Annotated in this window: 19 protein-coding genes; 8 read left to right on the top strand and 11 right to left on the bottom strand. The window is 40.2% G+C overall.

Annotated elements, in window-relative coordinates:
* Positions 1–17 precede the first annotated feature (17 nt).
* The 3 genes from ABJG98_RS00530 to ABJG98_RS00540 all read right to left on the bottom strand — a co-directional run bounded on the left by ABJG98_RS00530 (position 18) and on the right by ABJG98_RS00540 (position 5,275).
* Positions 18–3,635, bottom strand: coding sequence for a M1 family aminopeptidase (locus ABJG98_RS00530; protein ID WP_348277494.1), 3,618 nt, complete (start codon positions 3,633–3,635; stop codon positions 18–20).
* A gap of 23 nt (positions 3,636–3,658) precedes the next feature.
* Complete coding sequence (locus tag ABJG98_RS00535) at positions 3,659–4,549, bottom strand: ABC transporter ATP-binding protein (RefSeq protein ID WP_348277495.1); 891 nt, start codon at positions 4,547–4,549, stop codon at positions 3,659–3,661.
* 207 nt (positions 4,550–4,756) lie between these two features.
* Positions 4,757–5,275 carry a GNAT family N-acetyltransferase gene (locus tag ABJG98_RS00540; protein WP_348277496.1) on the bottom strand — a complete coding sequence of 173 codons (519 nt, stop codon included), beginning with the start codon at positions 5,273–5,275 and terminating at the stop codon, positions 4,757–4,759.
* A 110-nt stretch (positions 5,276–5,385) separates the two neighbouring features.
* Here ABJG98_RS00540 and ABJG98_RS00545 point away from each other — a divergent pair, with 110 nt between their 5' ends.
* The gene (locus tag ABJG98_RS00545) at positions 5,386–5,811 is read left to right on the top strand and encodes a hypothetical protein (RefSeq protein WP_348277497.1); all 426 of its coding nucleotides are present in this window, start codon (positions 5,386–5,388) and stop codon (positions 5,809–5,811) included.
* Between the two features lie 36 nt (positions 5,812–5,847).
* Here the strand turns inward: ABJG98_RS00545 and ABJG98_RS00550 are convergent, their stop codons facing one another.
* The 7 genes from ABJG98_RS00550 to ABJG98_RS00580 all read right to left on the bottom strand — a co-directional run bounded on the left by ABJG98_RS00550 (position 5,848) and on the right by ABJG98_RS00580 (position 16,826).
* A complete protein-coding gene (locus ABJG98_RS00550) occupies positions 5,848–8,982 on the bottom strand; it encodes a glycosyl hydrolase (protein WP_348277498.1) in 3,135 nt (1,044 codons plus the stop codon).
* Positions 8,983–9,002: 20 nt separating this feature from the next.
* Positions 9,003–11,639, bottom strand: coding sequence for a M14 family metallopeptidase (locus ABJG98_RS00555; protein WP_348277499.1), 2,637 nt, complete (start codon positions 11,637–11,639; stop codon positions 9,003–9,005).
* A 98-nt stretch (positions 11,640–11,737) separates the two neighbouring features.
* The gene (locus ABJG98_RS00560) at positions 11,738–14,353 is read right to left on the bottom strand and encodes an ABC transporter permease (RefSeq protein WP_348277500.1); all 2,616 of its coding nucleotides are present in this window, start codon (positions 14,351–14,353) and stop codon (positions 11,738–11,740) included.
* Positions 14,350–14,682, bottom strand: coding sequence for a helix-turn-helix transcriptional regulator (locus ABJG98_RS00565; protein WP_348277545.1), 333 nt, complete (start codon positions 14,680–14,682; stop codon positions 14,350–14,352). Before ABJG98_RS00565 ends, ABJG98_RS00560 begins: the two co-directional genes overlap by 4 nt.
* Positions 14,683–14,898: 216 nt before the next feature.
* The gene (locus tag ABJG98_RS00570; RefSeq protein ID WP_348277501.1) at positions 14,899–15,318 is read right to left on the bottom strand and encodes a CBS domain-containing protein; all 420 of its coding nucleotides are present in this window, start codon (positions 15,316–15,318) and stop codon (positions 14,899–14,901) included.
* A 20-nt stretch (positions 15,319–15,338) separates the two neighbouring features.
* Positions 15,339–16,211, bottom strand: coding sequence for a polyphosphate kinase 2 (gene ppk2, locus ABJG98_RS00575; protein ID WP_348277502.1), 873 nt, complete (start codon positions 16,209–16,211; stop codon positions 15,339–15,341).
* A 105-nt stretch (positions 16,212–16,316) separates the two neighbouring features.
* On the bottom strand, positions 16,317–16,826 hold the full coding sequence (locus ABJG98_RS00580; protein WP_348277503.1) for a metallophosphoesterase family protein: 510 nt from the start codon (positions 16,824–16,826) through the stop codon (positions 16,317–16,319).
* 52 nt (positions 16,827–16,878) lie between these two features.
* Between ABJG98_RS00580 and ABJG98_RS00585 the strand changes: the two genes are divergently transcribed.
* From ABJG98_RS00585 to ABJG98_RS00595, 3 genes are all read left to right on the top strand, one after another.
* Positions 16,879–17,415 (top strand): DUF255 domain-containing protein, encoded by a 537-nt coding sequence (locus ABJG98_RS00585; RefSeq protein WP_348277504.1) that lies wholly within the window; start codon positions 16,879–16,881, stop codon positions 17,413–17,415.
* Between the two features lie 81 nt (positions 17,416–17,496).
* Positions 17,497–18,243 carry a head GIN domain-containing protein gene (locus ABJG98_RS00590; RefSeq protein ID WP_348277505.1) on the top strand — a complete coding sequence of 249 codons (747 nt, stop codon included), beginning with the start codon at positions 17,497–17,499 and terminating at the stop codon, positions 18,241–18,243.
* A gap of 64 nt (positions 18,244–18,307) precedes the next feature.
* Positions 18,308–19,327, top strand: coding sequence for a tetratricopeptide repeat protein (locus ABJG98_RS00595; protein WP_348277506.1), 1,020 nt, complete (start codon positions 18,308–18,310; stop codon positions 19,325–19,327).
* On the opposite strand, the gene ABJG98_RS00600 is transcribed toward ABJG98_RS00595, so the two are convergent.
* Entirely contained in the window at positions 19,312–20,025 is a 714-nt protein-coding gene (locus tag ABJG98_RS00600; RefSeq protein WP_348277507.1) for a hypothetical protein, read from the bottom strand. The genes ABJG98_RS00595 and ABJG98_RS00600 overlap by 16 nt on opposite strands.
* A gap of 74 nt (positions 20,026–20,099) precedes the next feature.
* Between ABJG98_RS00600 and ABJG98_RS00605 the strand changes: the two genes are divergently transcribed.
* The 4 genes from ABJG98_RS00605 to ABJG98_RS00620 all read left to right on the top strand — a co-directional run bounded on the left by ABJG98_RS00605 (position 20,100) and on the right by ABJG98_RS00620 (position 22,050).
* The gene (locus ABJG98_RS00605) at positions 20,100–20,741 is read left to right on the top strand and encodes a CoA pyrophosphatase (RefSeq protein ID WP_348277508.1); all 642 of its coding nucleotides are present in this window, start codon (positions 20,100–20,102) and stop codon (positions 20,739–20,741) included.
* A 67-nt stretch (positions 20,742–20,808) separates the two neighbouring features.
* Positions 20,809–20,958 (top strand): hypothetical protein, encoded by a 150-nt coding sequence (locus ABJG98_RS00610; RefSeq protein ID WP_348277509.1) that lies wholly within the window; start codon positions 20,809–20,811, stop codon positions 20,956–20,958.
* 180 nt (positions 20,959–21,138) lie between these two features.
* The gene (gene fsa, locus ABJG98_RS00615) at positions 21,139–21,795 is read left to right on the top strand and encodes a fructose-6-phosphate aldolase (protein ID WP_348277510.1); all 657 of its coding nucleotides are present in this window, start codon (positions 21,139–21,141) and stop codon (positions 21,793–21,795) included.
* 51 nt (positions 21,796–21,846) lie between these two features.
* Positions 21,847–22,050 carry a fructose-6-phosphate aldolase gene (locus ABJG98_RS00620; RefSeq protein WP_348277546.1) on the top strand — a complete coding sequence of 68 codons (204 nt, stop codon included), beginning with the start codon at positions 21,847–21,849 and terminating at the stop codon, positions 22,048–22,050.
* Positions 22,051–22,053 lie beyond the last annotated feature (3 nt).

Consider the following 22,053-nt stretch of genomic DNA (forward strand, 5'->3'; position numbering starts at 1 on the left):
TGCCTTTGATTTCTGAACTAAGTCGACTCAGCTTCTGAAATTTTCTTGGTATTGTCATCCGGATTTCTATCGATCAGCTTATTAAGTGGATCTATTCCTACCGATGATGGCTTTTTACCGACCTCAATTTGAATTGAAGTTTCATCTCCTGTAAATAGGTGCTTTTTAAGGTAGATCAGTTTTTCATCGCCTTCTTCATCCAGCGCATAGACGCCGACATCAATCCAATCATTGATTTGTATTTGTGAAGAAAAGCCAAGGCTATCAGATTCCATTTTTTTGGTATTTAATTCCAAACTGACAAAGTATTTTCCATCACCATCCTTCTGATATGTGCTTTCATCTACTTTGTTTTCATATAAGATGATTGTATCAAAAAAGTCTGTGATGATACCTTGTAAACTGTCTGGAGTCACATCCCTTAGATATCCAACTAAATCGATCGTGGTTGCATATCGACCATTTCGGCCTAATGTTCCATCCCCCCAGTCAGTCATTAACCTTTGAAGGGCAGCATTTACGCTATCTTCTCCAATGTAATCCTGCAGCGCATACATAATATTGGCTCCCTTTCCATAGTGAATGTATGCTTGATTCTCAGCCAAAGCCAAAGGCATTTCCTTCTTCTGTTCGGTAGTTCTTCCACTAAGGTATCTGTTGAGCTCTTCTTTCAGGAACTCTTTGAGATGTTCTTGAGGATATTCTTGCTTCATCACCATCAATGCTGAATACTGAGAAAGTGTTTCAGAAAGCACTGCGCTCCCCTGAACATTGGCTGGAAAAAGCTGATGTCCCCACCACTGATGAGCCAGCTCGTGAGCAGTCACAAAGTAGGTGACATCCACATCGTCTTCCGCCTCTACTTTCACCATGAAGCCTATCGCTTCAGAAAATGGTACTGTATTAGCAAACGACTGTGCGAAAGAAGCATACCTTGGAAACTCCAATATGCGCATCTGTCTATATTGGTAAGGGCTGAAGTTTTCTGAGAAGTACTTAAACGAATGCTTCATGCCTTTCATCATACTTTCCAGATTGAATTCGTGTCCTTTGTGATAGTAAATCTCCAAATCGATATCACGGTCTATTGAGTCGTTCAAAGCGATAGTTGTTCGATCTTTTACCACTTCATATCTCGCTGAGACAATGTTGAAGAATGGCATCATTTTCTGGTCCATTTTATAATGGAAATAACGTCTGCCATTTTCTTCCCATTCTCTTTGAAGATAGCCAGGTGCTATTGCGATCTGATCAGTGACCGTCCCTATCACAATTTCAAAGTCAATACCATGAGAATCGTCGCTGATGAAGTTTTGACGCAATCCAATGGGATTGTTGCGTTTCATCATGCGTTCTTTGGGTTTTAGGTCATTGTCTTTTCTATCATCATCGCTCCCCAATTCGTTGCCAGAGTTATAACCAAGACTCGGGAAGCTGCTATTGTTTAAAAAAGTGCCATTGAAAACAATGCTTGTATTTGAACCCGATTCCTTAAACCCAATGGTGTTGAAAACAAACTTGAAGTTGAGATCAATAGAGTCTCCGGGCTGGAGCGGCTCCTCTAATTTGTGTACATAGTAGCGATATTCATCATAGCTTTCCACGATAGTGGTTGGCCGGCTAAATGTGGCTGTTTCATATGTTAGATCTTCATCCAAGCCCAATTGTAAGTGTATGCTATCGATGGGCTGATCTTCGAAATTTTTAAGCGTGTATGAACCTTCCATACTGTAATCCCTTTCGTATGGATATAACTCAGCCTTTACATTCATGCTCGTCACCTTTGGTTGAAGAACGAACTCATACTTTTTGAGTGCGCGTTCATAATCGGCTTGTAGGGCTTCTTGCTCATCCGAATTACGGTATGTGTTTTCAACATTGGTATTGTAGAAAATGTAGCAGCCTGAAAGCACGAAAGTTAAAAATGTTGTAATGATGAGTGTCAGAATTGGTTTGGATAACCTCATTTTACCTATATGCCATCTCCATTTCATGGCAGCTTCTGATCCTCTGACCGCAAAAACAACCGCAACCCCAAATAGGAAAATGCTAAATGCTAACCAATAAATATCGAACCAAGAGAAACTGGTAACGAAATGTCCATAGCCATTCATCTCCGAATATGTACCTAAGCTGGCACTGCCAAATTGAAAGAGACTATGTTCCAAGCCTAATAGATCCAGGATTCCGGTGGCAATAAAGAAAACAATGACTACTGCATGCCCGAGGAATTTATTATTCACCAAAACCTGAACAAAAAATGCTAAAAGAGAAAAGAGAATGACAAAAGAGAGCGTCTCAGTGAACAATGTGTAGAAGTAAACAGGCAAGTCAAATTTGTAATAGCCTTTCAGTGCTTGTATAAGTACACCGGATCCAATAAGGATCAGGTTGAGCACCACAAATACCAGCTGTAATCCAAAAAACTTACTCAAAAGGCTAATGAAGTCAGGCATCGGTAAAGCATCTTGAATCAAATTGATTTTTACATCTCGCTCCCGCCAAACTAATTCACCTGAATAAAAGACCAGGATTATTAAAAAGAAGAGCCCAAATGAACCTGTTATCAATTCAAGCATCAGGTAGGTAGTGGGATAGGTATACGTTCCAAATACTCTTCCTATAAAAAATGAATTAACGATCATAAGGAAGAACCCAAATCCAATGATTGCTTTAAATGGGATACTAGCGATTACGGATTTGAAGTAAAACCAGGTTTGCTTCCTTAGTTGCAGAAGGTAGGTGTTGAGGCCAAAATTAAAATTGACTGTAGGTAATTTCACATCTGTTTTTGATGCGACTTCTACCTTGGTATTCTTCTTCTTAAACCATGATTTTCTCACCACATTGAAACTGAATGAGAAGTAGCCAATAATTAATGAAAGAAGTCCAATACCCATCCACATCAATCTATTCCACAAGACTACACCGTTGAATGGTACGACCATGCTGTTTTGCTCAGCTACCGTCCAATACTGGATTTTATTTTGAATGGTCCGAATTGCAAAAGGATCGATCAAGGCTGCCAGTGAACGATTATCGACTTCTCGGGTTAAAAGAAGAGCAGTCTGATAAACTGCGAACAGTAAAATCCACTGTGCATACACAGTAACCATTTTTCTCGAGAGTGCACCAGTGATGAAGAAAAGCGCACTTGTAAAGAAAAGGTTAGGCATCACGATAGTTACAAAGGGATACATGTAATGATACAAATTGAAAGGAAGCATTTTTTCCTTGTCCGGATTGAAGAACTCTCCGATCATAAATCCCAGCATCATCCCTCCAAACACAAATAATACAACTAAAAAAGACCCTAGAAAACGTCCCATCAAATAGTCAAATTTTGTGATTGGTGAAGTAAACAGCATGGACTCTGTATTGTGCTCAAAGTCTCTCAAAACCGCTACTCCCATGATTGCGGAGGTGATCATCATCATGATGCCAGATAAAATGGCCATCATATTTGCAATGGTGGTAGGAGAGTTTTCTTTTACCAAACCTGACCCTCCACCCACTTGTATTATGTCAGTGCTCATAGTCAATACAGCCATGAGGAAAAGGATTGCAAAGTAGACATACGTTGCAGGTCTCTTTTTGCGGTACTGAATTTCGAATTTTAATATTTTAAACCACATGTTTGTTTTCTTTTGATTGGAAATTAAGCTGGTACCGCTTCTTTTTGAGTAGATAAAATGTGCGAGAAATACACATCTTCCAGATCTGCCTCAACTTTTTCGAATGATGGATCTGGGCTTGAATCCGACAATACATGGATTTCAGGTTTTCCAGCAATTAACCGGTCTGAAATAACCGTATATTCACTTTGATAGTGCTCCAATTCAGCTTTTTCAATCTTTTTCTTCCATACTTTTCCTTTGATTTCATCAAGGGCACTGGATGGACTGCCCTGAAACAAAACTTTGCCTTCGTTAATTATGGCCATTCGCGTGCACAGTTCCTTTACATCGTCCACTATGTGGGTACTGAGAATCACCACAGTGTTTTCACCCAATTCACTTAATAGATTTAGGAAACGATTTCTTTCAGCTGGATCAAGTCCCGCTGTTGGCTCATCTACAATGATGAGTTTAGGATTGGAAAGTAAAGCCTGGGCAATTCCAAACCTCTGCTTCATACCACCGGAGAAACCTCCCAAATTTTTCTTTCGTGCTTGCCATAGATTGGTTTTATGAAGGAGCGTCTCAACTAATTCCTTGCGCTCCTTATTGTTCGTGACTCCTTTTAGTACAGCTAAGTGATCTAAAAGCACTTCTGCGCTTATTTTAGGGTACACGCCAAACTCTTGAGGTAGGTAGCCTAAAATTTTCCTTACTTCATCTTTTTCTTTAAGCACGTCCAAATCTCCAAGCACAATACTTCCGGTATCTGGTTCTTGAAGTGTCGCGATGGTTCTCATAAGACTTGATTTGCCGGCTCCATTCGGCCCAAGCAGTCCAAACATTCCCGTAGGGATGTCCAGCGTCACATCATTAAGTGCTTGAACTCCATTTGAGTAGGTTTTTGATAGATTTTTTATCTGTAGATTCATAGGATAGAGGTTTAGTTGTGCTTATATGATGCATTTAGTTAGCGATAAGTATCAATTTATTTTATGATATTGATAATTGGATCATTTATATGATAAATGGCTGTAAATGGCTGGGCAATAGTTTAATGATCCTCATAAGAAATTCAATACCTGATCATCTACGAGTTATGGCTATCCAATAGATGTTTTGGCAATTGCCAAGAGGGACTAGAGAGGGTTCCACTGCCGCTTTTGCAACGTGTACAATCTAATTTCATGTACACCATCGGGTAACTTCACATGCCCTTTGTGAACAAATCCAAGCCGCTCAAGCACTCGACAAGAGCCAACGTTTTCTGAGGTTGTAATGGCGTTCACTTGATCTAATTGATATCGATTAAATGCAAGCTCTACCATTGCTTTAGCTCCTTCTGTAGCGTATCCCTTTCTTTCATACTGAGGCAATAAGGCATATCCAATATCAATTCCATCAACGCCTTCTCGATTGTGAAGACTACAGGTTCCAACTAGTTCACCAGACTCTTTATGTATCATGACGTGGTTGACGAAGCCTTTTTTATCCAGATCAGGATCCATTCGATCCTTCATGTACTTCAGCGCATCAGCTGCAGAATAAACCCCTCTGTCTCCAATCATTTTGTGCCACTTAGCATTGTTCATAAGCCGGTGGAGAAATTCTGCATCATCAGGTTTGATGAGTCTAAGCTGAAGTCGTTCGGTTTCCATGTGTAATGATAAATTTATTTCAAATTGAATTAAATCATTCTTTCAGGTGAGCGATCGATAAGTGCGTCAATTTAGTTTTGTGATGTTTTAATCAAAACAAGAAATTCATAATGCAATACTTCAAGCTGATTCTTTTCATTATCGTTTCTCTCATACTTGTTACCCTCTTAGTTGAGGTGGTGGAATTCTCGCTTGTGGCTCTTGTGAATGATCAATCCTTTTCTGATCTTCCTCAGGATCAGGAAGTATATTTCTCACTAAGAAATCAGACTTCTATATTGATAGCTAAGCCCATCTATACCTTTATTGTAGTGTTAGTTGTTACCTATTTGGGTGCTAAAGTTCTCAACCGCTACAGGAAACTATACTTCATTACTCTCGCTATTGTGCAGAGTATAGGTATTCTTTATGGAGCATTCTTGTCTGAGTTTAAGGAAAGCTTACCACTATGGTATTGGATGTTACTTTTATTGGTGATTTTAATTGGTTTTAGGGTTGCCTTTGTCATAAGCGGAAAGCAACCCCAAATTCGATGATTGTCGTTAATTGTTAGTCTATGTCTTATCAAGAAACTAATCCTCCAATATCACTGCAGGTAAATCCAGTCTCTTGTACAAATCATTAAATGCTTTCAATTCCACATCTATCAGCTGATTTCTGCGTTCTGCATATGATTCCCATTCATCCTTCAAGTCATTGAATCGATCTTTGGCACCCGAGGTTACTCTTGGATCGGCCACATCAATGAAACTCTTAAGGCTCATTAGTTGACTGTTGAGTTTATTTTGAAAGTTGATCACATCTTGGAAAGTCTTTTGTTTTGGTTGAATCAATTGATTTTCCCACTTTTTAATTTTGGCTACTAATGCCTTTGCTGTATCTAAAAGGACCTTAGCATCTTCATTTCCTTTCAATCGCTTTTGATAATCGTTGAGTTGAGCTTTTGCAGAACGCATGGAGTTTACACTTTCATGCATATCCTTGATCATCCCTTCAATGGAAATAAGCATGTTCTGCTGCTCATTCCAGACTGAAGCAGTGTATTCTTGACCTGGAACTTCCAGTATATTAACCGCGGTATTTAGTGTGTCTTTGTCTGTCATCAAACGGATGATATATTTACCTGGCCCAACTCGCGAGCCGCTATAGTCACCAAATGCAAATACACCATCTACCGCTGGTAATGTTTTCCTCTTAAAATCCCAGGTGAAACGATTGACGCCTTGCTTAGCTGGCAGTACTGGCGCTGGAGGCGGACCGCCTTGCCATGTTTTGAAATCCTCATCTTTCTGATTGGAATAAGATCGAATGACTTGATCATCTTTTAGAATCTCCACGTGTAACGCCACGCTATCAGGTAACTCTTCTGGTAAGAAGTAATCGAAAGTCACACCAGAAGGTGGATTTTTGCCAGCCTCAAGTGGAGCACTTCCACCCAATATTCGATAGTGATTTTCTTTTGCATAGAGCCCCTTGGTTATTTTACCCTTTCCTGCGGTTTGTTGGATAGCACTTAAATCATCCAGAATCCAGAATGATCTACCAGCAGTCGCTGCCACCAAATCATTTTGTCTGATCGTCAAATCATTGATTGGAACAATTGGTAGGTTAAGCTGAAATTTAGACCAATTGGCCCCATCATTATCAGAGATGTAGAGACCAATTTCGGTGCCCGCATAAAGCAGCCCCTTGACTTTTGGATCAGCTCGAATCACGCGAACGAATCCATTGGGATCGTTAAGTCCGCTGGTAATTTTAGTCCAGCTTACTCCATAATTAGATGTTTTATAGGCCAATGGAGTCAGGTCGTTGAATTTATATCTCATCACTGTGAGGTATGCGGTTCCCGGATCGTGTGGCGAAACTTCGATAGCGTTGACAATACCTTCAGCAAGTCCGCTGGGAGTTACGTTCGTCCAATTATCACCACCATTTTGCGTAATGTGAACCATCCCATCGTCAGAGCCAGCCCAAAGTACGCCTTCTTTATGTGGTGATTCTACCAAATACATGAGTGTATTGTAATTTTCGCCACCTGCGGCTTCATTCGTGTATGGTCGTCCTCCGGGCCCTTGTCTCGTGGAGTCGTTCTGTGTTAAATCCGGTGAGACGGTCTCCCAATTTTGTCCACCATCCGTTGTTTTAAAAACCACATTACCGGCATGATAAATAGTGTTTGGATCGTGCGGCGATGCTATGATCGGTGCATTCCAGTTGAATCGATATCTAAAGTCTTTTGGAATACCACTGAGTCGCTCTTCAGGATACTGCATAATAGGTTTTCCTTCCTTTGACTCCTTTACCCATCGTTCGATGATCCCTTGATAGCAGCCACCATAAATGACATCTGGATTTTCAGGGTCGAATGCCAGGTATGCACTTTCACAACCCGCGACTGAATACCAATCTTTCCATCCTATTCCCCAACCATTGGTTCTGCTGGCAATAGCAATGGCTGAATTATCCTGCTGACCACCATATACATTGTAAGGAACCTGATTGTCAGTGATGACACGGTAGAATTGCGCAGTGGCCTGATTTTGTTGCGTAGACCAAGATTGACCTCCATTTAATGATACATTGCCACCTCCATCATTGGAGTTGATCATTAGCTTGTTGTTGGTAGGATTAATCCAAAGGTGGTGATTGTCACCGTGAGGTGTAGACATGTTTTGAAAACTTCTCCCACCATCAATGGATTTCATAGCTGGAGCATTCAAAACATATACTTTGTTTTCATCCTGTGGATCAGCAAAAACTTCCATATAGTACCACGAACGAGTGATTAGCACTCGATCACTATTGATTTGGGTCCATTTTTTTCCCGCATCATCTGACCGATACAATCCGGATTTCTTTCCTTCGGCTTCTACGATGGCAAATACACGATTTGAATTAGCCCGGGATACTGAAATTCCTGATTTTCCAAATTCTTCAGGCAATCCTTCTTCCATCTTTTCCCACGTTTCTCCCGCGTCAACAGATTTATACAATCCAGAATTTGGACCACCGGATGATACAGTCCATGGATAACGCTGATGCTGCCACATTGCGGCATAAAGTATTCGTGGATTATTCATATCCATGGATAGGGAAGAGGCTCCAGAATTTTCAGCAACATACAGAACCTTCCTCCATGTGATGCCACCATCAATAGACTTGTAAACACCTCGCTCCTTAGTGGAACCATAAAGTGCTCCTTGTACGGCAATAAAAACAATATCAGGATCTTTTGGGTGGATGATTACATCCGAAATGTGCATGGATTTTTCCAATCCTAAGTGCTTCCATGTTTTTCCTGCATCGGTACTTTTATACACTCCGTCACCACTAGACGTCATTACGCCTCGAACTGCATGCTCACCCATGCCCACGTAGATTACATTCGGATCAGATTCGGAGACGGCAATTGCACCAACCGTACCGGTTTTAAGCTGTCCATCTGAGATGTTTTTCCAGCTAATACCAGCATCATTGGTTTTCCATATGCCGCCACCGGTGGTGCCCATATAGTAGGTCATGGGATCGGAAACTACTCCAGTTGATGTAACACTTCTTCCTCCTCTAGTGGGCCCAATGTTGCGCCATTTCATTCCTTCATAGAGTGCCGCATCTAGTCCAGAGGACTCAGCTTTCTTTTTCTTTTTCTGTGCCTCAACAGCAATCATTGAGCTAAAGGCGATGAGTATTACAAATAATTTCTTCATGGTATTAGGTTAGATTAAGTTTAGAATCCAGGTAAAATCATCACAGCATTTTGCATCATTCGTGATGGGCCTAGCCAGAACATCCGATACTGAGTGTTATCTATTAGGTAAACAATTTTCCCCTGACCCAAATTAGCCACCCCGGCAAATGCTTGTCCAGAAATATGATTCAGGTTTTGTTCTGAAGCATATCCTGCGACTAAAAGCTTGGATGGATCTTTTTGGTAATAACCCACGGTTTGAAATTTATCAGAAGGCTGTAAGACGCTGTTCCCGAATCGAAGTGAATACAGGTTTGCTTTGAGTCCGAAAGCCAATGGATTTGTCGTGTCAATTATTGAGTTGATAGCAGACCCTGGCACTCTGCGCTTACCGAAGTAATCTTCCCGATCCGCATATTTCAAGTAGCTCCTTTCATCACTACTGTCTTTAGGGGATTTTTTCATTTCTACTTCTGTAATTTCAGAATTTTCCTTTGTGAAAAATGCAGCTGCACTTTCTGTTGCTATGAGCGTTCCTCCGTTCTGCACCCAAGCTTTGATGGCTTCTTGCTGCTTTTCTCCAAAGAGGGCTTTCAAGGCAGTGCCACCTCCGGGTAGAATTAGTACATCATAGTCTAGGAGATCTGCTCCTCCAAAACGGAATCCTTGTTTAGGTAAGCTTGTTTGTTCAAGAGCAGTGGTTCTTATTCGTTCGATTGGAAGTTCGGTGATCCAATCAAACAGGAAGTAGATTTGACCACCTGTGTAAGAACTGAAAGGTGGATCTACCATCAGGGCAACTTTTGGTTGTTTTATAGGCCTATTGCTTGAGTTCGCCAGATCCATACCGGTGAGCATTCTACCAGAGTTGAAGCCAACTATTTTCACTCCGGCTTCTTCAGCAATCTTTTGGATGTCACTGTCAATAGATGCTACTTTCTCGCGATTTCTTCCCTTTAAGACAATTAATGAGCCAGCTGGGAAACTCATGTTTCCATCACTAAACGGTTCTTCGGCTGCCCGCACATTGTATTTCTTTGCCCATAATTTTGCGAGAGCTTTTGGTGCATCGCGCTGAGACCAATCGATGACGTAAGCATATTTGGCATTGGGGTTAATCACTTCACCTTTAGCGGTTATCAAATCGCTCACTTGACTCATGTCTGTTGAGTACGATCCGCTGGTAGACCAGGAATCAAGGTTGTAAGCGATAGGTGCAGACCATGTAGCCATGTCATACATCACAGAATCCTCGATTGCCATATTACGTTCCATGATGCTATTGATAAAGAGCGCTCGTGGCTGATTGGTTGGCACAATGAACGTGCCTTGAGGAAGTGTTTTCTTTCCAATTGAGCCGGTCCGATAATCTTTAGCTGCAGCAACTTGAAAGGTATTGTTGGCTTGATAAATCTTTACTCCGTTTCGCTTAAGTACATTCACAACTTCAGCGGCATACATGTCCTGATTGGAGAAGAAATAGGCTTTCGTGCTCGTCTTGCTATTGACCGGTTTCCATGCATCATAGCTGTATTGAAGCAAAGCTTTTCTGTTTTCCGCTGATGCCTTAATCGTAGCTATAGAAGTCGTGTAATGGTCAAAAACCCGTTGACGAAGTGTTAGATGATAACCATCATTTGTTTCAACAATTCGTCCTCCAGCGGAGTGACCACCCTGCTCGGTAAGCATGCCGATTGCTCCCATTACACTTGGCCAGCTGGATCCATATCCCGGATAGAAAAAGTCGAATGCATCGCGTGTGAAATAGTTGATTTGGTGCTTATCAAACTGAGCTATGTTAGCGTCCCCGAATACCTTAGACCATGATTCATATGAATCTGGTAGCAGCTTGTTCCTTGGAGTAGTGCCTGGCATGGTGAAATAATTAGAGTTGTAGCCTTGCTCGTGGTAGTCTACATGAACTTGTGGCATCCATTTTTGATACTCACCCGTGTGTCCACGTGATTCCGGATGAACGCCCCAGATCCAGTCACGATTGAGATCAAACCAATAATGATTGGTCCGTCCTCCAGGCCAATCTTCAAAATGTTCCAGGTCTTTGGGCTCGATACCTGGTCGTTTGATGCGCTTCATGGATTTGTACCAATACACGTATCGATCTCTTCCGTCAGGATTGATGCAGATGTACATGATGATGACAGAGTTTTTCAGCACGCTTATGGTTTCATCATCGGTTGCAGCAGCCATACGATAGGCCACTTGCATGGCGGCTTCTGAAGAGGAGGCCTCATTCCCATGAATATTGTATGAGAAGGAAGTAAAAACTGGCTCATTGTCCGTGATCGTTTGAGCCTCAGCTACTGATGCATTGAGCAACTGAAGGTGGGTCTCTTGAAGTTTGTCAATATTATTGATGTTCTCTTCAGATGAAATAACCAGGTTAATCAAAGGGCGATCTTCATAGGTTTTACCGTACTCATTATAGATGACTCTTGGAGACTCTTCTGCTAATTGCTTATAGTAAGCTACTATGTGAGCATAGCCTGTGAAGTTTTCTCCCAACTCATATCCCAAAAATTCTTTAGGCGAGGTGATGGAGGCATCCAATGAAAGGTCGGGTTCGAATGCAAAGCGTTTGTTATCTACGACCTGGGGTTGTGCAATAGCAATAGTAATAACGCCTGTAAACAGGAGAGAGGTTAGAATTTTCTTCATGATCTTTTAGGTTTAGAAAGACCTTGAAGATACAAAGAGCTGGTCATTTTGTTAATTAGTAAAATGACCAGCTGTTTTAAAATGATTTTAGTGGTGTACTATTCTTCTTTTAAAGCATTCGCTGGATTAGCAATGGCCGCTTTATAAGATTTAGCGCTTACTACAGCCCATGTGAGTAGTAATATTAAAACGATAGGAAGTAAAAGTAGGTACCAACTTAGCTCAATTCTATAGCTATATCCTGCAAGCCAGTCATCAAGCCAATAGAATGCAATTCCTATTCCTACGACTCCCCCAATAACAACTAAACGTGTGAAGTCTTTGATCATCATCCTAAGTAGAGAGGGGACTGTTGCACCCAAAACCTTTCGCACCGCTATCTCTTTGAATCGCTTCTGAAGAACAAAGGTCGTTAAAGCAAAAAGGCCCATGAATGCAATTATTATGGCAAGTGAAGAAAAGGTGGTAAACACTTGTCCGAATTTCCTTTCACTTTCGTATTGCTTTTCATAGGAGTCGCTCAAAAAGTGGGCGTCGAATGGATAGCCAGGAACTTGCTCATTCCATATTTCTTCAATTCTGTTTACTGTATTCACAATGTCACTGGTACTTACTTTGGCCAAAATATAAGCTTGGTGAAACATTCCAACCTCATTGTTACCTGGTCCATATCTAAATATGAGAGGTGAAATGTCCCTTTTTAATGATGCATAATTAAAGTCTTTCATAACCCCAATCACTCGATAGCTAAACCCACCTGGCCTGGCGAGCTCTTTCCCTACAGGATTTTCCCATCCCAGCTCTTTGGCTAAAGATTCGTTGATAACTACAGAGGCTGTATCCGAAACTCGGTTACGCTCAAAAAATCGTCCTTTCAGAAGTTCTATTCCAAGCACTTTTTCATAATCGGATGAAACAAAATTATTATAGGGAGCAACTCTTCTGTTATCTTCATTGGGCACCTGGTAGGTCCAGTCACCAAATCCATGGAAGGGAATTCCACTGGATCTTGAAACTATACTCACATTGGCTATACCCTCCAATTCACTTTTGAAGACATCATATTTTTCTTCCAACTCCCTGCCATTATTAATTATCAACGTTTGTTCTACATCTACGCCTAAATCCTGTGATTGCATAAACATTACCTGCTTGTAGATTACTGCAGTAGCTGCTACAAGAAAAATTGAAATGGCAAATTGAAATGCGACAAGACCACTTCTTAGTCCCTTTTTACCAGCTTGCTGCATTTGACCCCTAAGAGCTTTCAAGGGTGTAAAACTCGAGATGATGTATGCAGGATAACCGCCAGCAAGGAAACCGACGATTAATAATATGACACCAATGGAAACCATGTTGCTGAATGAGAATAGGTCACTCATATCAAATAGACGGCCGGTCAGTTGATTAAAATAAGGAAGCGCCACGGTTGAAATGACAATGGCCAGCATAATAGCAAGGAAAGTGATGAGAAGGGATTCAATAAGAAATTGAGTGATAATATTTTGTCTGTATGATCCCAAAGCTTTTCTGATGCCTACCTCTTTGGATCTTACTGCTGATCGAGCTGTAGCCATATTGATGTAGTTGACACATGCAATTAATAGGATGAACAGAGCTACCAATGAAAAAACAATCACATTCTTTTTGTCACCTCTTGCGCCCATTGAAAATTGCGGGTTTTCAAGGTGAATTTCCTTAAGTGGATGAAGAGTAAATCCATAATGCCTATCTGGATAATCTGCCACTAAATCTTCAAAAGTGGCATGACCTGAATATTGAATTGTTTGTGGTCCTACATATTTTTTATAGAGGTCTATTAGCTTACCATTCATTTCTTCTTTTGAAATACCCTCTTGTATTTTAGCATACGTCCAAAAATTATTTCCTGTCCAATTTTGATTAGCCTCGTCGTTATCCCAAATTCTTCCAATGAATTTGAATGGGAAGTGAGTGTTTTTGGGAGGGTCTTTAACCACCCCCGTAACTTGCATGTTATTTCCATCTACCACAATTGTTTTGCCCATAGCAGGCTCATCAGGAAAGAATTTTTTAGCTAAAGATTCCGTCAGCACAAGATCTTCGGGATCTTCAATTGCAGTACTTTGGTCTCCACTTATAAACTTCATTTGGAAAACGCTAAAAATGTTTTCATCTGCCCAAGCAGCTCCATCCTGAAAAAAACTTCGATCTCCAATTTTAAAGTGCGATTCCCAAAGCCCTGATATTCTTGTGGTCACTTCAACTTGAGGGTACTCTTGCATCATAGTTGGCGCAAGTAATTCTGGCGTGTATCTCCCTCTTTCTCCATTAGCTACACGATAGATTTGTTCACCTTCTGGATAGAAGTTATCATAACTACGCTCGTGAAAAACGTACATCATAATGAGTAAGCAGGAAGCTAACCCAATAGCAAGTCCAGCGATGTTTATTCCTGCGTAAGACTTTTGTCTTAGCAATGTTCTGATAGCAACTTTTAAATAGTTTTTGATCATAGCAAGGGTGGTTAATTGTTCAAAATCTTCTAGTCCTTTTAAATACCTCAATCGGAAAAAGCGAAGCGTATTCCATCCAAAACGGAACTTGGCATTGCGAGTGGAACCATCACGTATGAATAACTCATAGAGATCTCCCTCGATTTGTTCGCGATATCTTTCCTTGTAGAAAAATTGAAGGAAACTCAGCGCCCATTTAGGTGGTGAATGCTTTGTCATACGTATCCTAAAATCGTTTTTGGGATTTGCTTGTAAAGCTCATTTCGTGTCTCATGTATATAAGTAATGGCTCTGGATCCTTCAGCAGTAATTCGAAAAAGTCGCTTTCTTCTTCCTCCGCGCTCCGCGCTCGCACCTCCCATGTAGGAAGAGACAAAATCCTTCTTCTCCAGGCGATCAAGAACTGTGTGAACAGCACTGATATTTACCTTTCTCCCAATTTGATCCAGGATCTCATCCATGACTTTTACACCATATGCTTCTTCATTAAGAATCGCAACAATCATAAGTACGAGTTCTTCAAGTTCCCCTAGTTGATAAGATTTGATTTTCATTTTCTTTTGATTCACTCAATTATATTCATAAATGTAAATGAAATGAATGTGAGATTGAAGTTCTATTTGTTTTATAGATGTAAATGAAATGGTGAAGGTTGCATTTTTAAGAATAAAAATTTGAAGACCGCCGAAGTAAGTGCACCTGATTGATCTAAAACGAGAGTGGTAATAAAGGAGAGGCTATTTACAAAGCCTCTCCAAATTTTGTTAATATAAATCGACAAAATACTTGATGATATCAGTAGTGGTTATAATGCCAACAAGTTTTTCGTCTTTAACTACAGGTAGTGCATGAAATTCTCGTTTTGTAAATATTTCAGCTGCAGATTTAATAGTATCCTCTGGGCTTACTGTCTCCGGACTGTGCTTCATCACCTGGTTAATAGATAGCATTTCAAAGATGGCATCATCTGATCCTTCTTGATCATTACCAAAGGTGTTTCCAAAGCTGATTCTTAATATATCAGTCTGACTAATTATACCTATCAATTTGTCACCAGAAACAACCGGAATATGTCGGATGTGATGCTTGTTGAACAGATCGTTTGCTTCTTTGAGCGAATTGGTAATATTCACAGTTTGAACGTCTTTGGTCATTACGTTCTCTATTTTCTCTCTTTTTTTCATGATTTATTTAGTTTTAATTTTTAATCGATGCTTGCTGCTGAACGATGGAATCTACTGGCTATCTCCGGGTCAGGGTCTAGCGAAATATTGGCTTGATTCTTTCCTTCATAATTCAGATGACTCAGCACAAATCGTATGGTCTCTAGTCGTGCTTTTTTCTTATTGTTGGCCTCTATGATGATCCAAGGGCTGTAGGACATATGTGTCCGGGAAAACATCTCTTTTTTGTATCTGGTGTAATCGTCCCAGTGCTCCTGAGCCTTCTCATCAATTGGACTAATTTTCCACTGTTTCAATGGATCGCCTTTGCGTGAGTCGAATCGTTTCTTTTGTTCAGCCTTAGAAATGGATAGCCAAAATTTGATGATCTCTATTCCATCTTCATAGAGCATGTGTTCAAACTCTGGTACCTGAAGGAGAAATGTTTTATACTCATCCTGAGTACAAAAACCCATAACTGGTTCCACGACCGCTCGATTGTACCAGCTTCTATCATAAAAAGTGATTTCACCCGGATTGGGTAGGGTATTTACATACCGCTGAAAATACCATTGCCCTTTCTCTACCTCCGTAGGTTTACTCAATGCCACCACACGCATGGCTCGTGGGTTTAAGTGCTCGATAAACCGTCTGATGTTCCCACCTTTACCAGCGGCATCACGTCCCTCAAAGATGATGGCAACTCTGCGGTTGTTTAGGTGTACATCTCTTTGAAGTTTGACAAGTTCTATTTGAAGCTGTTTCAGCTCGTGCTCATAGTTGAGCGAAAACATGAGCTTTTCAATATCGTGATTTTTTTCTTTTAGGATTTTTCTTATTCCTTGAGCAGAGTTTATCCGTTGAAGGTCTTCAGCGGTGAGTTCGAGTTTGTCTTCCTTGCTGCCTGTACCCATAATCTCATATCGTTGATTAATTGATTCTCAAGATATGACCCGGTACTAGTGCAAAGAAGGATAAACGTCACCCTCGCTTTTGATTAATATCAACCGCTGCAAACACTAAGAATCTGCAGACATGGCCCTTGGTCCCATCTCAATGACTTCAAGGTTTTTGATTTCACCATTTTTTAAGTCGAACCGAAGGAGTGTTTTTACTTTATGAAAGCCATGCTTACCAGCAGCTCCAGGATTCATGAAAAGGAGATTGTTGGCTTTATCTGGCATTACTTTTAATATATGCGAATGACCACACACCAATAATTTAGGTTGGTATTGTTTGACATAGGAGAGTACTTTTTTATTGTATTTGGGTGGTTTTGCTGCAATATGTGTGATCAACACACGGACACCTTCTCGCTCAAAGATTTCACCTTCCTTGCATTCTTGGCGGAGTTTACCACCATCGATATTCCCCCAGACAGCTATGGTTGGTTTAAAATTTTGTAATTCTTCCAGTACCTCCATAGTTCCAATATCTCCGGCATGCCAGATTTCATCTACGTTTTCAAAATACTTGAAAATAGTTGGATCCAAAAAACCGTGCGTGTCAGATAGAAGACCGATCTTCATTTGTTTATTTTTGCAATGAAACTAAAACAGGGTGCAGACCCGTTTTATAGGCATGCGAACGCTAAAGTATTTATTTGTATCTGTATTCCTTTTAGGGCTTTCATCTTTTGATCTGGCTAAAACTAACGAGGTGCAATGGCTGACATTTGAAGAAGCCATGGTACTGCATGACAAAGAGCCGCGTAAGTTGCTGATCGATTTGTACACGGATTGGTGTGGATGGTGCAAGGTGATGGACAAGAATACCTATACAAATGAAGTGATAGCCTCCTATATCAACAAAAATTTTTATGCGATTAAATTCAATGCAGAACAAAAAGAAGCTGTAGAGTTTAACGGACACACTTTTGAATTTATTCCGGAAGCCGGCAGGCGAGGAACACATTCCATTGCCTATGCGGTGACAGGTAATAAACTCAGTGGCTATCCAATGACAGTATTTATGGATGAAGAACTACGAATCATCCAGCCAATTTCAGGATACTTAAAACCCAATCAGATGGAGCCTATCCTTGCATTCATTGGTGGCGGACACTACAAGACCACCAAATGGGAGGATTTCAAAAAAAATCATAAATCTGCTCTATGATCTGCAACCTTTCTGTTTTTTCTAAATCTATAGATGTAAATACCGGGCCAAAGCTCGACCCTAACACTTAAAACTACAGATATGAAAAAATCATTTATTATAACATTATTGGGCATACTAGTAGCTGGAGCTACTTTCGCTCAATCCGAAGAAACCAGAAGTTTAAGCTCATTTTCTGAGATATCTGCACATGAAGGAATTGATGTAATCATAAAAGCAGGAAATAAAGAAGAGGCTAAGGTCGTTTCAGACAGTCACGACTTAGACGAGGTACTTACAGAAGTAAGTTCTGGTAAACTTAAAATACACTTGGAAGGAAACAATCATCGAAATATTGATGTAAAGGTTTATGTCACTTACAAATCCATTGAAGGTATTTCATCATCTTCAGCATCATCTCTTTCTTCAGAAGGAACAATAGACGCCAATGGTGGTGATTTCGATGTAGATGTAAGCAGTGCAGGAGACATTGATGCAAGTATTGAAAATGCTGATGAAGTAACCATCGACGCTTCCAGCGCAGGTGATGCACGTCTCAAAGTTGAAGCAAACGAAATTGAAGCTGATGTTTCGAGCGCTGGAGAAATAGAAGTAGCCGGAAGTGCAAGAAAGCAAGATATTGAAGCGAGCAGTTCTGGAGATTATGATGCTTATGATCTTGATAGCGAGGATGTTCGAGCCACAGTAAGCAGCGGAGGGTCAGTAAAAGTTAATGCAAGTTCAAAGCTTGATGCAAGGGCGAGTAGCGGAGGATCCGTAAGATATAAAGGTAGTCCACAATACCTTGATGCGAATTCCAGTAGCGGAGGATCAGTAAAGAAATCCTAAGAAATTTGACAACCCCAAAAAAGGCTTGCATACTTTTGTGCAGGCCTTTTTTGTTATCAATTTCATGAAAAGAATATTTCAATTTCTTGTCTTATTTACTTTCTTATCAGGATGTGAATCTTCTGAGGAACGGACACAAAGATTTTTTGATCTGGGCAATAGAGCACTAAATGATGGCTACTATGAGCAAGCAATAGAATTTTACAACCAGGCACTCAAGGAGACACCAAACTTCACAGCTGCTTTAAATAATAGAGGTGTAGCCAGGATAGAATCTGGCCATCCGCACGAGGCAGTCATAGACTATAATAGAGCCATTCAAATTGACTCAGCGTATTTGGATGCGCTATTTAATCGAGCATACGCTTATGAAGAAATTGGTCAGTTTAAAAATGCATTGAAAGATATAAATCTGATCCAGACATTGAATCCTGATTCTGCATTTGTTTACTTCTATCAAGGGCTGGTGCAAACCAAGATGAGAAATTATGAAGAAGCTCTTGTCAGTTTCAATACGGCAGACCGTCTAAATCCATTAAATCCTGAGACCATTATCAATAAGGCAACGATCTATTATTTTCAGGAAGTATACGATATGGCTGAAGATTTAGTAAATGAAGCATTAGAACTCAGTACTGAAGATGCAAACGCCTATAGTTTGTTGAGTCTGATTGAACTTGAAAAAGAAAATTATCAATCGTCATTGGCAGAGATAAATAGAGCGTTGGATATTGTGCCAGGTGAGCCTTACTTCCTCAACAATAGAGGATTTATCTACATTCAAATGGACAGCTTAGAATCAGCCATTACAGACATCAACAGGAGTATAGTTTTAAACCCCCAAAATGGATGGGCGTACCGAAATAAAGGAATTTATCTTTCAAAAATAGGGGACAATAAAAGCGCAATAAGACTCTTTAATAGAGCAATTCAGTCAAATGAATTTATTGATGAATTGTATTTTTATTTGGGAAATGCTCATCATAATCTAGGTGATATGGAAGCAGCATGTGCTGCGTGGAAAAAAGGAATGGAGATGAATGAGAGTACCAGCCAACAAATGATTGATCAAAACTGCAATTGATCTTTTTTAAATATCAGTTGATAAAGTGATACTAAATGACTGAAGAAAATAGTCGGTACTATGACTGTAGGAAGTAAAACATAAGGAAAATAAAATACGCCTAAATTGGCACTCTGACCACCTGTGGGTGTATAATAGTATGGCATATAGCCTACGGCCATATTGACAATATTGATTAGTAAAGCCAATGCAATTACATTCCAAATAATTGCTCCAATGCGACTTTTACTTTGCGCACCGACCATGAATACCGCGGCAAATGGAGCTGAAATCCCCGAAATAATGTCAAGATTACTCCCCTCAAAAGTCATATCCATTGGAATAGCTCTAGACACGGCCAGCCACCATAAAACCATTTCTACAGGCACTCGAACAATGTGGATATAATGAAGGGTGGTAATTGGCATTTCCATAAGGATGGCTCGTGTCCTGGGCCATACAAAAAGTATAGCAATAGCTGCAAGCGTAAAGCACACCATTAATGGCAGTCTTGGAAACCCAGAGAGATTGGTGAAATAACCATTGAAAGTTTGTACACAGATAAAAAATATCCAGCCAACAATTAAAGTAATAACCAATGAAGGAGTGATACTTTTCTTACCAGGAGTAGCTGCGCTTATTGCATAATATAGAAAACCAAGCACTGCTATCACAATAGCAATGAAGGTGGCTGCCACATAACTTGGGATATCTTCCATTTAGGTGATTAGGGATGATAGTTCAATATAATTATAAAAGCGAAATGAAATAGTCATGCTTAATTTGCAACGAAATGAATTTCGATGAACTGACCAGATTCTTGGAGAAGCGTGTGCAATTACCCATGCCGGGAGACGCAGCTCACCAAAAAATGAAGCCCGTTTTAGCAAACGGTGCTCCTTTGAAGCTGAAACATTCTACCCAGCCGCGAAAAGGAGGGGTGCTAATTCTTTTATATGAAGATAGCGGAATCGTTCGCTTCCCTTTGATTCAAAGACCGAATTATGAAGGCATTCATAGTGGCCAAATGGCTCTTCCTGGAGGAAGATATGAGGAAGAAGATCAGGATCAATTTCAGACAGCACTTAGAGAAAGCAATGAAGAGATAGGTGTTGATCAAAGAAAAGTTGAAATTATAGGAAGCCTATCCGAATTTTTTGTTGCAGCGAGTAACTATTTGGTTCTTCCAGTCATTGGTAAAATTGATTTTAAACCAAAATTTGTCCCGGAGCCACGAGAAGTACATGATGTGGTCACGCCACCGATTCGCCATCTGGTTGATCCCGTTCGATTAAAAGAGAAAGAGATCATTGTACGGAATGGCTTCAAATTACATTGTCCGTATTTTGACCTGGAAGGCCGTACAGTCTGGGGAGCTACTGCGATGATGTTAAGCGAAATGGTAGAAATTCTTAAGGAATTTGAAGGTAACTAACTATTTGGTCACTAAAAGGTAATATTCTCTTTCCCTTTAGGCTTGCTGAGAACTCTACTTTTGAGTTATGGATACTAGTGACCAAGAATTCGATAATGATTACTCAGACTTTGATGACAGAATCGAAATAGAAGAATATTATTTACAAGAGATAAATGATGAATCAGAGCCTGTGAGAGACGATGATTTATATTACCGCCATCTGGAAGAATACTAATCTAAAATAATCCTTACATCCTTCTAATCTATTTACTAATTTTGCAGCGGCAAACGGGTACGACTAGCTCCTGCTGAATCCCCCAGGACCTGACGGTAGCAAGGGTAGGTGGTTGTAGCAGTGCGATGCTTCGTTTGCCATTTTTTTGCTAAATATTCCTTCACTTTAACTTCCTAATAGATGAAATTTTTCATTGACACAGCAAACCTTGACGAAATACGAGAGGCTCAAGACTTGGGCGTGCTTGATGGTGTAACCACCAATCCATCACTAATGGCCAAAGAAGGCATCACTGGTGAGGCTAATATCCTTAAACACTATAAAGACATTTGCAATATTGTAGATGACAATGTAAGTGCAGAAGTGATAGCCACCGAATATGATAAGATGGTGACAGAAGGGAAAGAACTTGCTAAAATTGATGATAAGATCGTCGTAAAAATTCCAATGATTAAGGATGGAGTTAAAGCTATTTCAGCACTTACAGCCGAAGGAATAAGAACCAACTGCACTTTAATTTTCAATGCTGGACAGGCAATACTTGCTGCAAAAGCTGGAGCAAGCTACATCTCACCATTCATCGGAAGACTAGACGATATTTCTATGGACGGCCTTGCATTGATTGAACAAATCGTAGGGATCTTTGATAATTACGGCTATGAAACGGAAGTATTAGCTGCTTCTATCCGACACAATATGCATTTGATTCAATGTGCAGAAATTGGAGCCGATGTAGCCACTTGCCCGCTTAGCGTTATAACCGGATTGCTTAAGCATCCGTTAACTGATTCAGGGCTTGAGAAATTTTTGGCTGATTACAAAAAATCAAACAAATAAGATAATACGTAGTTGATGATGGAAGCACTAGATTTAATTAATTTAGAAGAAATGTACATCATCAAGGTCAAGGGAAAAGCGAAGATTCCTGATTACATACAAATACGTGATCAGGATTTTGTTTTAGTTGCCTACTTTAGAACGGATCGCCCTTTAAAAAGAATGGATAAATTTGGCCTTGGAGGTAAGGATGAGGAGTTGAAAAGCCTTATTAAAAGCTTACCATATGGCAAGCTTCAAAAGCTAGATTTATAAACT

The sequence above is a fragment of the Ekhidna sp. genome (assembly GCF_039960695.1).
Lineage (GTDB): Bacteria > Bacteroidota > Bacteroidia > Cytophagales > Cyclobacteriaceae > Ekhidna.